The 13,905-nt window shown below is 71.5% G+C and carries 12 protein-coding genes, 1 pseudogene and 2 riboswitches; of the genes and pseudogenes, 6 read left to right on the top strand and 7 right to left on the bottom strand.

What is annotated here, in order from left to right:
* Positions 1-340 precede the first annotated feature (340 nt).
* A riboswitch (TPP riboswitch) is annotated at positions 341-446 on the top strand.
* From thiO to thiG, 3 genes and pseudogenes are all read left to right on the top strand, one after another.
* Positions 434-1,564, top strand: a pseudogene (gene thiO / locus AC07EQ_RS16860) (glycine oxidase ThiO); the annotation flags it as partial. Its footprint overlaps the riboswitch before it by 13 nt.
* Positions 1,552-1,752, top strand: a complete 201-nt coding sequence (gene thiS, locus AC07EQ_RS16855) for a sulfur carrier protein ThiS (RefSeq protein ID WP_358566952.1) — start codon at positions 1,552-1,554, stop codon at positions 1,750-1,752. The pseudogene thiO and the gene thiS, both read left to right, overlap by 13 nt.
* Positions 1,753-1,844: 92 nt before the next feature.
* The gene (thiG, locus tag AC07EQ_RS16850; protein WP_478388846.1) at positions 1,845-2,609 is read left to right on the top strand and encodes a thiazole synthase; all 765 of its coding nucleotides are present in this window, start codon (positions 1,845-1,847) and stop codon (positions 2,607-2,609) included.
* A gap of 21 nt (positions 2,610-2,630) precedes the next feature.
* Here the strand turns inward: thiG and AC07EQ_RS16845 are convergent, their stop codons facing one another.
* The 5 genes from AC07EQ_RS16845 to thiC all read right to left on the bottom strand — a co-directional run bounded on the left by AC07EQ_RS16845 (position 2,631) and on the right by thiC (position 8,688).
* On the bottom strand, positions 2,631-3,152 hold the full coding sequence (locus tag AC07EQ_RS16845; RefSeq protein WP_478388845.1) for a DUF3995 domain-containing protein: 522 nt from the start codon (positions 3,150-3,152) through the stop codon (positions 2,631-2,633).
* On the bottom strand, positions 3,139-3,591 hold the full coding sequence (locus tag AC07EQ_RS16840) for a hypothetical protein (RefSeq protein WP_478388844.1): 453 nt from the start codon (positions 3,589-3,591) through the stop codon (positions 3,139-3,141). The genes AC07EQ_RS16845 and AC07EQ_RS16840 overlap by 14 nt, the downstream gene beginning before the upstream one ends.
* Positions 3,592-3,852: 261 nt before the next feature.
* On the bottom strand, positions 3,853-5,838 hold the full coding sequence (locus AC07EQ_RS16835; RefSeq protein WP_478388843.1) for an FUSC family protein: 1,986 nt from the start codon (positions 5,836-5,838) through the stop codon (positions 3,853-3,855).
* A gap of 173 nt (positions 5,839-6,011) precedes the next feature.
* Positions 6,012-6,878, bottom strand: a complete 867-nt coding sequence (thiD, locus tag AC07EQ_RS16830; protein WP_478388842.1) for a bifunctional hydroxymethylpyrimidine kinase/phosphomethylpyrimidine kinase — start codon at positions 6,876-6,878, stop codon at positions 6,012-6,014.
* A 160-nt stretch (positions 6,879-7,038) separates the two neighbouring features.
* Positions 7,039-8,688: a phosphomethylpyrimidine synthase ThiC gene (gene thiC / locus AC07EQ_RS16825; RefSeq protein WP_478388841.1), complete on the bottom strand. Its 1,650-nt coding sequence runs from the start codon at positions 8,686-8,688 to the stop codon at positions 7,039-7,041.
* A riboswitch (TPP riboswitch) is annotated at positions 8,676-8,797 on the bottom strand. Its footprint overlaps the gene before it by 13 nt.
* 86 nt (positions 8,798-8,883) lie before the next feature.
* Between thiC and AC07EQ_RS16820 the strand changes: the two genes are divergently transcribed.
* Entirely contained in the window at positions 8,884-9,540 is a 657-nt protein-coding gene (locus AC07EQ_RS16820) for a Uma2 family endonuclease (RefSeq protein WP_478388840.1), read from the top strand.
* Positions 9,541-9,543: 3 nt separating this feature from the next.
* Here AC07EQ_RS16820 and AC07EQ_RS16815 read toward each other — a convergent pair whose 3' ends face one another.
* Positions 9,544-10,125: a peptide deformylase gene (locus tag AC07EQ_RS16815; protein ID WP_358566931.1), complete on the bottom strand. Its 582-nt coding sequence runs from the start codon at positions 10,123-10,125 to the stop codon at positions 9,544-9,546.
* Between the two features lie 172 nt (positions 10,126-10,297).
* Between AC07EQ_RS16815 and AC07EQ_RS16810 the strand changes: the two genes are divergently transcribed.
* Entirely contained in the window at positions 10,298-10,747 is a 450-nt protein-coding gene (locus AC07EQ_RS16810; RefSeq protein ID WP_478388839.1) for a DUF3263 domain-containing protein, read from the top strand.
* On the top strand, positions 10,747-11,388 hold the full coding sequence (locus tag AC07EQ_RS16805) for a LytR C-terminal domain-containing protein (protein WP_478388838.1): 642 nt from the start codon (positions 10,747-10,749) through the stop codon (positions 11,386-11,388). The genes AC07EQ_RS16810 and AC07EQ_RS16805 overlap by 1 nt, the downstream gene beginning before the upstream one ends.
* Before the next feature lie 61 nt (positions 11,389-11,449).
* Here AC07EQ_RS16805 and AC07EQ_RS16800 read toward each other — a convergent pair whose 3' ends face one another.
* The gene (locus AC07EQ_RS16800; RefSeq protein ID WP_478388837.1) at positions 11,450-13,648 is read right to left on the bottom strand and encodes an AAA family ATPase; all 2,199 of its coding nucleotides are present in this window, start codon (positions 13,646-13,648) and stop codon (positions 11,450-11,452) included.
* Between the last annotated feature and the right edge of the window lie 257 nt (positions 13,649-13,905).

The following is a 13,905-nucleotide window of genomic DNA, read 5'->3' as shown; positions in this document are numbered from 1 at the left end:
CCACAGGGTAGCCTCCCGCGACGCCGCCGCCGGACCGCGTGAACGCGGGCACGGGCGCGCGTTCCCATTCGGCGCCCGAAATTTGTGAAAGTTGCTCGACCGCCTGTCTTTGAAGCGGCGCCAGCCGCTTAGCCCACCCTCGCAACTCGCACCGCCGCGGGTTCTCAGGCGTCGTCTGGCGAGGACAGCCCCAGCGCCGCGTATTGGTCATACGCAAGTCGGGGCTCCCACAGTCCAGGCGGCGACAGCAATTCCCGCAGGGGGGCCGCTACCTGCACCGCTACGCAAAGTGAGTTCAAGACAGGTAACGACGTGGCGATCCTCGACGGGTACGGTGGTTGCTGGTGAGCACGGGAGCCCGGGTGCCGGGCTGAGAGGGGGCGTTGGCCCCGACCGTCGAACCTGATCCGGGTCATGCCGGCGCAGGGAGCGTGGAGTGTCTGAAGAACGGAACAAACGCGTCGTCGTCGTGGGCGGCGGCGTGATCGGCATGTCCGTGGCGTGGCGCGCAGCCGCCGCCGGGCATCGCGTGCAACTCGTCGACGCCGAACCGGCGTCCGGGGCGTCGAACGTGGCCGGCGGGATGCTGGCGCCACTCGCCGAGGCGTGGCCCGGCGAAGAGGAACTGCTGGAACTGGGCGCGGCATCGCTGCGGCTCTGGCCCGAGTTCGCCGACGAACTCGCCCGGGCCTCGGGCCTGCCTTCGGGGCTGCGCCGCGAGGGAACCCTGGTCGTGGGCGTCGACAGCGCGGACCGCGCGGAGCTCGACAACCTGGTCGACTACCTCGCGCGGCTCGGCCGCGCCGTCACCCGCCTGACCGGCCGGGAGGTGCGGCGGCTCGAACCGTCGCTGGGTCCGGCGGTGCGCGGCGGGCTCGAAGTGCCGGGCGATCTAGCGGTCGACAACCGCCTCGCGCTGGCCGCGTTGCGCGCGGCCGCGACCGCGGCGGGCGTCGAGTTCGTCGCGGCGAACGCGAAGAACGTCCGGCCCGGCGCGGTGGAGCTCGAAGATTCCACTGTGGACTGCGATGTCGCGGTGATCTCGGCGGGCGTGCATTCGGGCGCGCTGCATCCCGCGCTGCGGGACCGGATTCGGCCGGTGAAGGGCGAAATCCTCCGCCTGCGCGCGCGAACCACGGCGCTGCCGCCGCCGAGCCGCACGATCCGCGGCCCGGTGCGCGGCCGGCAGACCTACCTGGTGCCGCGCGACGACGGCGGCCTGGTGCTCGGCGCCACCCAGTACGAGGTGGGGTTCGACACCGAGGTCACCGTGGGCGGGGTGCGGGACCTGATCGCCGACGCCGAGCGGCTGATGCCGGGCATCGCCGAATACCGGCTGGTCGAGGCCGCGGCCGGGCTGCGCCCGAGCACCGACGACAACCTGCCGGTGCTCGGCTGGCTGGAACCCGGTGTCCTGGCGGCCACCGGGCACCACCGCGGCGGCTTCCTGCTCGCCCCGGTGACGGTCGAGGCGGTGCTCGCGCTGCTGCGCGACGAGGAGCCCGCCGTCGAGATCAAGGCCGCCGATCCGAGCCGATGGGGAGGACAGCAGTGCACGTCGTGATCAACGGGGAGACCCGGCAGGTCGCCGCCGACGCAACGCTCGCGGCGGTGCTGCGGGAGTTCGGGGTGCCCGAGCGTGGCGTGGCCGTGGCGCTGGACGGCGCCGTGGTGCCGCGCGCCCTGTGGCCGGGCACCGCGCTGCGCCCCGATGCCGCGATCGAGGTCCTCACCGCAGTGCAGGGCGGCTGACGCCCCCTCCGGCCCGAACCCCCTTGCGGGGCAACAGAAGCACACCGGATCCCGTGCTACCCGGATTCGGTGGACCCGTTGTTAGGAGAGTCATGGACGACCCGTTGGTGATCGCCGGCCGCGAGTTCGGTTCGCGGCTGATCACCGGGACCGGAGGGGCGACGAACCTCGCGGTCCTGGAGCGCGCGCTGATCGCGTCCGGAACCGAGCTGACGACCGTGGCGATGCGCCGCGCCGACGCCGGCGGCGGCACCGGGGTGCTCGACCTGCTGCGCAAGCTCGGCATCGAAGCGCTGCCGAACACGGCGGGCTGCCGGACCGCGGCGGAGGCCGTGCTGACCGCGCAGCTGGCGCGGGAGGCGCTGGATACGAACTGGGTCAAGCTGGAGGTCGTCGCCGACGAGGACACCCTGCTGCCCGACCCGGTGGAGCTGCTCGACGCCGCGGAACAACTGGTCGACCAGGGCTTCGTGGTGCTGGCCTACACCAACGACGACCCGGTGCTGGCGCTGAAGCTGGAGGAGACCGGCTGCGCCGCGGTGATGCCGCTCGGCTCGCCGATCGGCACCGGCCTGGGCATCCGGAACCCGCACAACATCGAGATGATCGTCTCCCGCGCGTCGGTGCCGATCGTGCTGGACGCGGGCATCGGCACGGCCTCGGACGCGGCGCTGGCGATGGAGCTCGGCTGCTCGGCGGTGCTGCTGGCCACGGCGGTCACCCGGGCCCAGGACCCGGAGCGCATGGCGGCCGCGATGCGGGCGGCGGTCGAGGGCGGCCGCCTCGCGGCCCTGGCGGGCCGGATCCCCAAGCGCTTCTGGGCGCAGGCATCCAGCCCCGGCCGTCCCCTGGAGTGAGCCGACCGCCCCGACGAGTCCTCAGCGGACCGTCGGGGCCGGGCGGTCCCTGCCCAGCCGCCAGCCGGCCAACGTCCAGCACACGCCCCAGAGCAGGAAGAACGGCGACCACAGCAGCAGGTCCCAGAGCGCCAGGTCGTGGGCCAGAGCGGCGTGCTCGGGCGGCGGCACGTCGATCCCGGTGAGCACCAACGTGTCCGAGACGAAGCCGATGCCCAGCGGCCCGATCGACCGGACGATCATGAGGATCCCGAGCGTCCAGGCGATCGTCAGCAACAGCCGGCGCGGGAGGGGTGCGCGCCAGGGCCGGGTGGTCGCCAGCGCGACGATGATGCCGACCACCGCGGCAGCGGCCAGCACCCAGTGGCTCGCCACGAACAGCGGATCGCGGGCGAGCATCCGTTCGCGCAGGTCCGGCCGCAGCGGGTCCTTGTCGGCCAGCGCATTGGCCCCCAGCGCCTGCGCGAGCTTCATCGACCCGTAGGCCGCGGCGCAGGCCGCCGCCCCGTACGCGCCGGCCCGCGTCCGGTCAGCCCACGACATGCTGCGTCGCCTTCGCGTAGGACCGGATCATCGCCACGAGCAGCCCGATCACGACGATCCCGAGGACCCCGTGGTGCCACTGCCAGCCCACCCCGATGCCGATGAAGCCGTCCACGATCATGATCGCCGCGCCGGCGCCGACGGCCAGCAGCATCCCGGTCAGCACCAGCAGCATCAACGACCTGGGCACGCGACGTCCCAGCGGTGTCACCGTCGCGAGGGCCACGCAGGCGCCCACGATCCCGGTCGCGCTGGCCAGCCACTGCGCACCGGCGGCATCCATGAAGTAGCCCTCGCGGACGGCCTCCGGCACGGTCGGCCCGCCCGGGAATCCGAGTCGGCCCTGCGACGCGAAGACGGCCTTCCCCGCGGCATAGCCGAAGAGCAGCACCGCCACCGCTGAACCAGGCCAGCGCCGCGGCACATCAGAATCAACCATGCGAGCGACGATAAGCACGTCCCGCTGCGAAGAACTCCCGCTGCGGCTGGAGATTCCTCCCCCGCAGGAGGGAGTCACCGGCAGCGCGCCGGGCTGCCGGCAACGCTGCCGGCCCGGCCCTGAGGAACGTTTCTGCGGGCTGTTCGGGAACTTGTTCCTGCGCCGTTTTCGCGCGAAAACGGCGTTTGCCACGCCTGCAAGTGACGGTTTCGCGCGAAAACGCCGCACCGTGCGCCTGCCGAGCTTCGGTGCTCGCCGGAGTCAGCGGATGTGGAGGCGTTCGGTGCGGACGAAGCTGATCGTGTAGCTCTTCCACGGGTTGTCGTAACCGAAGGTCCGGTCGATCGCCTGGCGGGCGTGCAGGGCGTTCTCCACCAGCGAGCTCGCCAGCAGCTCCGTCGCCGGGGCGCTGCTCTCGGGCACGTCCGGGATCTTCGCCGTCGGCTTGCCGCCCAGCAGGTCGTCCACCGCGCGCAGCGCCGGCACCGCGATCGCCTGCTCGGACTCCGGCCGGAACGCGAGCGTCGCGACATCCTGGCGCAACGCGTCGAGCGCGATCGCCGCCGCGCGCGTCGCCCGGTCGTCGTCGGTCTCCTCGCCGGTGCCGTCGAGCAGCGCGGGCATGCCCAGCAGGTCCTGGGTGCGCCGCAGGGCGAGCACGTTCGCGGCCTGCAACGCCGCGGGCAGATCGACGCCCTGCCCGGCCGCCCGCACGCTGCGCAGCAGCTCGGACACCGCCCACACCGTCGACCGCACCGCGCCGCGCACATCGGGCAGGATGCTGCTGGGCAGCACCAGGTAGCTGACGTAGCCGACGCTCAGCGCGATCGCCGCGCCGACCGCCGTGTTCGCCGCGAAGCTGATCCCCACGTTCACCAGCGGCCGGTCCAGCCGCATCGCCTGGTCGACGACGGTCACGACGATCAGGCAACCGAGCAGCGCCTGGTAGTCGGTGCGCAGCCGCGGCATGCTCAGCAGCATGCCGCCGATCACCAGCGGCACCAGCAAGAACGCCCCCGGCAGCAGGGTGATCAGCACGGCCAGCGCGGTCACACCCAGCACCGCGCCGCCGGTGCGCTCCAGCGCGCCGGTCATGCTGTCGCGGGCCGCGGGCTGCAGCACCACGTAGAGCGCGAGCAGCAGGCTCGACGCCGAAGGGTCGCGAAGCAGCAGGACGATCACCATGCCGAATGCGACGGCGAGGGTGCAGCGCAGCGCGTGCCGGAACAGCGACGAGCGGAACGAGAGGTGCGCGCGGATCGCGCCCAGCACGCGTTCGCGGCGCGCGCCGGGAGCCGACGGCGGCAGCGGCGTTTCGACGCGCCGCACCACGGCACCTCGGATCCGGTCCAGCCCCTGGTTGAGGCCCTGCACCGCGTCCGGCAGGTCCTGCCGTCCGCCGCGTGCCACGACCGCCAGCGCCGGGTCGCGGCGGGCCGCCGCGGGCAGTCCGGTGCAGGCGCGGGAGCGCACCGCCCGGGCGAGCTCGGCGGCGACCTTATCGGCCTCCGCGATGATCTGCTCCAGGCGCGCGGCTTCGGCCCGGTCGCTCTGCTGGGCCTGCGCGAGCAGGGTCTCCCGAGCCGCGCGGAAGCGGGCAGCCCCGGCGAGCACCTGACCGAGCCAGGTGCTGGACCCGTCGGCTCGCCACGCGGCGGCGGCGGATTCGACCACGCCCGGCCCGGGTTCGAGCAGCGTGCGGGCGACCGCCACGCGGGTGGCCCTGGTCGGATCGCCGAGGCCGATGATCACCCGCAGCACCAGCGCGAACGCCGCGCCCGCGGCGCTCGCCGCCAGCAGCACCAGCACCGGCTGGTCGGAACCGATGCCGGTGGTGGTGGACACCAGCGTCGCCGCGGCGAAGGTCTGCCCGCCGATGCGGTAGTGCTCGCCCAGCGCGGGCAGCATGCCGGCGCCGAAGACCACCACCGCCACCGCGAGCCCGGCGAGCACCGGGATGCTGCTCAGCAGCGGGCCGACGGTCATCACGAGCACCAGCGCCGGGGTGAACCAGACGAACCGCTGCAGGTCCGAGCGCAGCGACTGGCCGCCGGTGGCGATCAGCGCGAGCACCGCGGTCAGGCCGGCGATCAGCGCCGGGGTCTGCAGGCCGAAGATCCAGCCGATGGCGGTGCCGGCCACCACGGCGACGAGCACCAGCACCGCGTACTGGCGCTGCCGGGGATCCGGCGCCCCGGCCTCGGTGGCCAGCAGTCCCCGCACTCGCGTCCACACCGATTTAGCCACGCTGTTGCAAACCCCTGTCATCGTCATGCGCGCAGCGCGCAACAGACCGCGGGCCGCCGCTGGCCCACGATCTCGGGAAATACGCGCTTCTCAACCCCTGTGTCGATCGGGCACGCCATTCGGGTTACAGATCCGGGACGAAAATCACTCTATTAGGGGCCTGATTGGGGGGTTCAGATGGACCGGGGGCTGATGCGCCAGAACGTCGACACCGGCCCGACCCCGGCGCCGAGCGGGTAGGCGTCAGAGACGCTGCGCGTGACGAACCGCTTGCCGCTGCGCACCGCGTCCGGCATCGAAGCGCCCTTCGCCAGGGCGGCCGTGATCGCCGACGCGAACACGTCGCCGGCGCCGTGGGTGTGCACCGTCGCGTAGCGGGGGCCGGGCAGCGGGATCGCCTCGTTGCCGTCGAAGAGCAGGTCGATGCACTCCGGGTCGTCGGCCAGGTGGCCGCTCTTGATCAGCACCCACTGCGGGCCGAAGTCGAAGACGGCCTTCGCGGCGTCCAGCAGGTCCGCGCGGGTGCGCGCGTCGATGCCGGTCAGCAGCCGCACCTCGTCGAGGTTCGGCGTGACCAGCGTCGCGCGCGGGAAGGCCTCGTGGCGCAGGGCGTCCAACGCGTCCGGGCGCAGCAGCGGCTCGCCGCTGCGGGAAGCGGCGACCGGGTCCACGACGAACGGCGTGCGACCGCCGCGGCCGATGCCGTGCTCGTCGCAGACGTCCAGCACGGCCTCGATGGTGGCGGCCGAGGCGAGCACCCCGGTCTTGGCCGCATCCACGCCGATGTCCGAGGCGACCGCGTCGACCTGCGCGGCGACGGTCTCCGGCGGGATCTCGACCAGCCCGGTGACGCCGACGGTGTTCTGCACCGTCACGGCGGTGACCGCGGTCATGCCGTGCACGCCGCAGGCGAAGAAGGTGCGCAGGTCCGCGTGCATCCCGGCGCTGCCGCCGGAGTCCGACCCGGCGATGGTCAGCGCGGTCGGGGGAGCGGTGTTGTTCGCGGGCCGGCGTTCGTGCCCGGCCGAGATCTCGTGCATCCACTTCATGTTACGGCCCCGCTCCTACCGGTCTTCCAAGGCGCGGACCGGCCGGGAACGCGATTTCAATGGAAATTGGACCTTCGATTTCAATGGAAATTGCGGTCCTCCGGCGTGTCGGGCCACGACACGCCGGAGGATGTTGACGACCTGCCCGGGGTCAGTCGGCCAGCGGGAGGTAGACCTTGCCGCCGGCCCCGGCGAACTCGTCCGACTTCTCCTGCATCCCGGCCTCGATCGCCTCGACGCTGGTCAGGCCGCGTTCCGCGGCGAACTTCCGGACGTCCTGGGTGATCTTCATCGAGCAGAACTTCGGCCCGCACATGGAGCAGAAGTGCGCCGTCTTGGCCGGTTCGGCGGGCAGCGTCTCGTCGTGGAAGGCCCGCGCGGTGTCCGGGTCCAGCGAGAGGTTGAACTGGTCGGTCCAGCGGAACTCGAACCGCGCCTTGGACAGCGCGTCGTCCCGCTCCTGCGCCCGCGGGTGCCCCTTGGCCAGGTCGGCGGCGTGCGCGGCGATCTTGTAGGTGATCACGCCGGTCTTGACGTCGTCCCGGTTCGGCAGCCCCAGGTGCTCCTTGGGCGTGACGTAGCAGAGCATCGCGGTGCCTGCCTGGGCGATCATCGCCGCGCCGATCCCGGACGTGATGTGGTCGTAGGCGGGGGCGATGTCGGTGGTCAGCGGCCCGAGCGTGTAGAACGGCGCCTCGCCGCAGAGCTCTTCCTCCAGGCGCACGTTCTCGACGATCTTGTGCATCGGGACGTGGCCGGGGCCCTCGATCATCACCTGCACGTCGTGCTCGCGGGCGATGTGCGTGAGCTCGCCGAGGGTCTCCAGTTCGGCGAACTGCGCGCGGTCGTTGGCGTCCGCGATGGAGCCCGGCCGCAGGCCGTCGCCGAGGGAGAACGTGACGTCGTAGTCGCGCAGGATCTCGCAGAGCTCGCTGAAGTGCGTGTAGAGGAAGCTCTCGCGGTGGTGCGCCAGGCACCACGCGGCCATGATCGAGCCGCCGCGGGACACGATGCCGGTGACCCGGTTCGCGGTCAGCGGCACGTAGCGCAGCAGCACGCCGGCGTGCACGGTCATGTAGTCCACGCCCTGCTCGCACTGCTCGATGACAGTGTCGCGGTAGATCTCCCAGGTCAGCGCGGCCGGATCGCCGTTGACCTTCTCCAGCGCCTGGTAGATCGGCACGGTGCCGATCGGCACCGGCGAGTTGCGCAGGATCCGCTCGCGGGTCTCGTGGATCCGCTTGCCGGTGGACAGGTCCATGACGGTGTCGCCGCCCCAGCGGGTCGCCCACACCATCTTCTCCACCTCCTCCTCGACCGAGGAGGTCACCGCGGAGTTGCCGATGTTGGCGTTGACCTTCACCAGGAACTTCTTGCCGATGATCATCGGCTCGCTCTCCGGATGGCAGCGGTTGGCCGGGATCACGGCCCGGCCCGCGGCCACCTCGTCGCGGACCAGCTCGGGCGACACGCCCTCGCGGACGGCGATGTACTCCATCTCCCGCGTGATCACGCCGGCCCTGGCCCAGCCGAGCTGGGTCCGGTGCTCCCGCCCGTCGGTCCACCCCGCCCGCATCCGATGAAGTCCACTATGGACGTCGACGATGGCGTTCTCGTCGGTGTACGGCCCGGAGGTGTCGTACACGTCGAGGTGCTCGCCGTTGGTCAACTCGATGCGGCGGAATGGCACTTGCAGGCCGGATTCGGTGTTCCGGAACACCTTTCGCGAGCCGCTGATCGGCCCGGTGGTGATCTGGGTTCCGCTTTCGGACGCGTTCGGACGCACGTCGGCCACTGCCATCCACTCCCTACGCCGGCATTACCCGGTCAGGTTCATGCGGTCGGCGGCCCCGGAGTTCTCCAGCCGCCCTCTCAGCCCGCTCTTGGTGCGAGCTCCCGCGGTGTTGATTTGTCGCTGCCCGAGGCTAGCCGGGAGACCGCGGCCTGCCAACCCCGATTCACCCCGATGACGGCAGGCTGGTTTGCCGTTAGGCTCATGACCAGGGCGATCGCGACGTTGTCAGGGGTGGTGAGTACGGTGCGTGATGACATCGATACAGGAGGTGATCGCGCTTTGACTGCTGCCCCGGCGCTCGAGCCCTCGACGTGGCACGAGCTGGTGGAAGCCTGGCGGAATGTGCAGCTGCCGGGCAAGGGCTGGCGCGCGGAGATCATCGAAGGAGTGATCGTGATGACGCCGCCGCCCGGAAAGCCGCACAACAAGGTCAATTCCCGTGTAATCAAGGCGTTGGCCCGGGTGATCCTGGATGAGTGGGAGTTGGCTACGGCGCTGGGGGTCGTGATCCCGGCAACCGGTGAAACCTACGAACCTGATCTCGCGGTGGTCTCACGTGAAGTGTTGGATGCAGATCCGCCGGGTGATCCTGTTGTAGCGGATCAACTGCTGCTCGCTGTCGAGATCACATCGTGGAGTAATGCCAAGACAGATCGGGAAACGAAGCTCAGGGGGTACGCACTTGGTGGTGTGCCGCTCTATCTCCTGATCGACCGATTCCGGTCTGGTGGGCCATCGGTATTGCTTTACTCCAACCCTGAGTCCGGCAGTTATCGAGAGATGTCCTGCGTGCCTTTCGGTAAACCTGTCGAGTTGCCCGATCCGTTCAACTTGACGCTTGAAACCGGGGATTTCTGAGGTTCAGTCTTCGTCTTCGGCGAAGGGGTCGCCGGATTCCGCCGGGTCCCAGGTCAGGCCCGGGATTCCCCAGCCGTTGCGGCGGACCATCTTCTTCGCCGCCCGCGCGTGGCGGCCCATCAGGCGGTCCAGGTAGAGGTGGCCGTCCAGGTGGTCGGTCTCGTGCTGCAGGCAGCGGGCGAAGAAACCCGTCCCCTCGACCTCGATCGGCTTTCCGTCCACATCGGACCCGGTGACCTTCGCCCGGCTCGCCCGGCCGGTCGGGTAGGACTCGCCGGGCACCGACAGGCAGCCCTCCCAGTCGTCGTCCGGATCCGGCATGGTCTGCGGGATCTCGGACGTGGTCAGCTCAGGGTTGACCACTACGCCGCGGTGCTGGACGCCCTCGTCGTCGGGGCAGTCGTAGACGAACACCCGCAGGTCGACGCCGATCTGGTTGGCCGCGAGCCCGACCCCGTTGGCGGCGGCCATCGTCTCGAACATGTCCTCGACGAGGGTGCGCAGCTCGTCGTCGAAGTGCTCCACCGGGCGGGTGGGGTTGTGCAGCACCGGGTCGCCGACGACGCAGATCGGGTGAACAGCCATGAGCGGGACTTTAGCGGTTTGGGCAGTCGGGGCGTCGGGGTGTTCCGGGCCCGGTACTCGCCGGTGTGATCCGCTCCCGCCGGGATTCCGGGCATGGTGTAATTGAGGAGGAATCACAGCTGTGTGATTCCAGCGAACGCGGGAAGTCCCGAATCGCGAGGCGAGGAGCCAGATGGACGCCGCCCAAATGCTGACCGCGCAGGAGATCGCTCGTCAGTGCGAGCAGCTGGCGCGCCTGCAACAGCGGAAGCCGGAATCCGATCCCGCACCCGGTCGGCGGTTGCGCCTCGCCGAGCCGATCACCCAGCCGATCGAGCGGATCGTCGAGCCGCCGCCGGTGCCGCCCCAGCCCTTACCGCCGGACGGCGAGCTCACCGTCCGGGAGCGGGGCATCCTGGCCTTCGAGTCGCAGTGGTGGAAGCGGGAAGGTGTGAAGAAGGAGCTCGCGGTCCGCGAGCTGTTCGACATGTCGCCCTCGCGGTACTACCAACTGCTGAACGCGTTGCTGGACAGTCCGGTCGCCGAGCGGGCAGACCCTATGCTGATCAAGCGGCTGCGCAAGGCACGGGCGGGACGGCAGCGCGCACGGGCCGCCCAACGACTGGGAATCGAGTTGCACTGATGGCTTCAGGGGAACCCACCGGACCGGCCAAGGCCAAGATCATCGGCTTCGGGCTGATCGGCGTCGGTGCGATCGCGGGCGTCATCGGCATCACCACGCTGGTTTCCGGCGGTAACACGTCGAACACGGCCCGACCGCTGCCCCCGGAACCGGGCAACAACCCGCCGGTCACCTCGCTGGCGCAGAACCCGCCCGCCGATTCCTCCGCGGTGCCGCCCGCCGGCACGACGCCGGTCGCACCGCCGGTCGCGCCGCCACCGGCCACACAGGACACTCCGCCGCCTGTGCCGCCGCAGGGCAACCAGAACCAGGACGTGCCGGTCGGTTCCGGCAACGCGACGGGCAAGATCCTGGTGCGCGTCTACAACAACAGCACGATCGGCGGGCTGGCACACCGCGCCGCGGAGGACTTCCGGGGCACCGGCTACGAGGTTCCGGAGGTCGGCAACTACTCGGCGGGGCGCATCCCCACCACGACGATCTACTTCCGGCCGGGCACGGTCGAGGAGCAGCAGGCGAAGGACATGGCGGCCCACTTCGGGGCGCGCGCCGAGGCCCGCTTCGACGGCATCCAGGACGCCACGCCGGGCCTGATCGCCATCATCACCAACGACTACAAGGGCGCGGTAGCCGCCAAGTGACCCGCCGCGTCACCCGGGACGGCGCGAATCGCGCTGCCCTGGGTGACGCGAAGTCGCGCGGTCAGGAGCGATGGGTGGCGTAGGCCTCCAGGGACGCGAGCTGGGCCGGGTCGAGGGAGGGCCGGACGGCCTTCCGGGCCGTCGCGAGGTGCGCGGCCGAAACCTCCGCCGCGGAAAGGGATTCGCGCATCGCCGTCAGGGCCGCTTCGCGGATCAGGGCCGCGCAGTCGGCGGCGGAGTAGCCGCCCAGCTCGGCGGCCAGGGCGGCAAGGTCCACATCGGACGCCAAGGGGGTGTTCTTCGCCGCCGCGCGCAGGATCGCCTCGCGGGCCTCCGCGTCCGGCGGCGGGACGTAGACGAGGCGCTCCAGGCGACCGGGGCGGAGCAGGGCCGGATCGACCAGCTCGGGGCGGTTCGTCGCGCCGAGGACGACCACGTCGCGCATCGGTTCCACGCCGTCGAGCTCCGTCAGCAGCGCCGCGACCACCCGGTCCGCCACGCCGGAGTCCGAGGACTGGCCGCGGCGCGGCGCCAGCGCGTCCACCTCGTCGAGGAACACCAGCGTCGGGGCCGCGTTGGCGGCCCGCAGGAACAGCTCGCGGACCGCCCGCTCGGACTCGCCGACCCACTTGTCCATCAGCTCCGCGCCCTTGACGACGAGCACGTTCAGCCGCCCGCTGCCGGCCAGGGCCCGCACCAGGAACGTCTTGCCGCAGCCCGGCGGCCCGTACAGCAGCACGCCGCGCGGCGGCTCGACGCCGAGCCGGGTGAACGAATCCGGGTACTGCAGAGGCCAGAGCACCGTCTCGGTGAGGGCCTGCTTCACCTCGGTCATGTCGCCGACGTCGTCCAGCGTCAGCCCGCCGGTCTGCAGGTTGTCCGATGTGGACATCGAGATGGGGCGGACCGAGGCCAGCGCGTCGAGGAGGTCCTGCTGCCGGATGCGGGGATCGGCGGTGTCGTCCTGGTGCCGCAACGCCGCGCCGACCGCCGCTTCCCGGCACAGCGCCACCAGGTCGGCGACGACGAACCCCGGGGCGCGCTCGGCGACCTCGGCGAGCTGCACGTCCTCGGCCAGCGGCGCGTTGCGCAGCAGCACGCGCAGCAGATCCGCGCGGGTGGTGTCGTCGGGCAGGCCGAGGGTGAGCTCCCGGTCCACCAGGCCCGGCTCCCGCAGCCTGGGGTCGATCGCCTGCGGCTGTGAGCTGGTGACGACCACGGCGAGCCCGTCGGTGCCGATCGCGCCGCGGATCGCGTCGAGCGCCACGGTCGCCAGCGGCGGCGGTTCGGTGCCAGGCAGAAGGCTCTCGACGTCGGTCAGCAGCAGCACGCAGTTGCCGGTTGCGCTGGTGGCCCGGTTGATCGCGTCCTGGAGGCGTTGGGCGGCGGTGCGCGGTTCGAGCGCCGCGACGCTGGGCGCCGCGACTTCGACGAGCTCCGCGCCGATCGCGCTCGTCACGGCGCGGGCGAGGGTGGCCTTGCCGACGCCGGCCGGGCCGCTGAGCAGCGCGCCGAGGTGCGGTTCGGCGCCGAGGCGGCGCAGCAGCCCGGGCTGCTCGAAGGCCAGCCGCAGCCATTCGGTGAGCCGCTTCGCGGTGTCGCGGGAGCCGACCAGGTCGGCGACCGGGACCGCGTGCTCGGCCGGTTCGACCGGCGCCGGTTGCGGCGCGGCCGGTGCGGCGGGGGAGTCCGCCGCTGCGGCGCCGTCCCGCCATTCGACCACTGTGGACGGTTGCACGGCCACCGCGCCGGGCGGTTCGGTGGCGGCGATGGTGATCAGCTCGTTGGTCCAGGTCATGCCGATGGCGGTGGAGAGCTTCCGGCGCACCTCGCCGGCGTTCGCGGTGGTCGCGGGCGCGACGTCCTGGGGCAGCAGCGACACGGTGTCGCCGGTTCCGAAGACCTTGCCGGTCAACGCCATCCGCACGGTCTCGGGCGCGACGGTGGCGCGGGCGAGCTGCGAACCCGCGATGCTCACCCGCTTCGCGGCGGCGACCTGCACGGGCGCGACGCCCACCTCGGCGCCTTCGGTGAGGCCGAGGTTCATCAACGCCACGTCGTCGAGCAGCAGCACCCCGGTCGGGCTGCCGGGCGCGGCCGCGGCGGCCAGCGCCACGGTGACCCGGGCGCCGGTCAGCTGCACGGCGTTCCACGGCCGCAACCCCAGGGCGTCGAGCACCTCGGGATGCAGGCGAACGACGCCGCGCCGGGTGTCCTTGGCGGACGGGGAGAGTCGAGCGGTCAGCGTTATCGACGGCACGCCGCGAGCTTAACCGCGCGGAACCGGCACCGACGCCTTCAACGCCCGGCGCAGGGCCCGGACGAACGTGGACCCGCAGTTTCAATGGAAACTGCGGGTCCACCGGTGTGTCATGTCCCCGACACGCCGCAGGCTGTGGACAACCCGGGGGTGCCTGTGGACAACTTCCGCAATTTCAATGGAAATCGGACCTTCGATTTCCATTGAAATTGCGGAACCCCGCCGGGAGGGGCCCCGCGCGCCGTGCCCTGGCCAAG

The sequence above is a fragment of the Saccharopolyspora sp. NPDC045839 genome (assembly GCF_056431645.1).
Note: the sequence above shows the minus strand (reverse complement) of the source record. Positions and strands in the feature narration are given on the sequence as shown.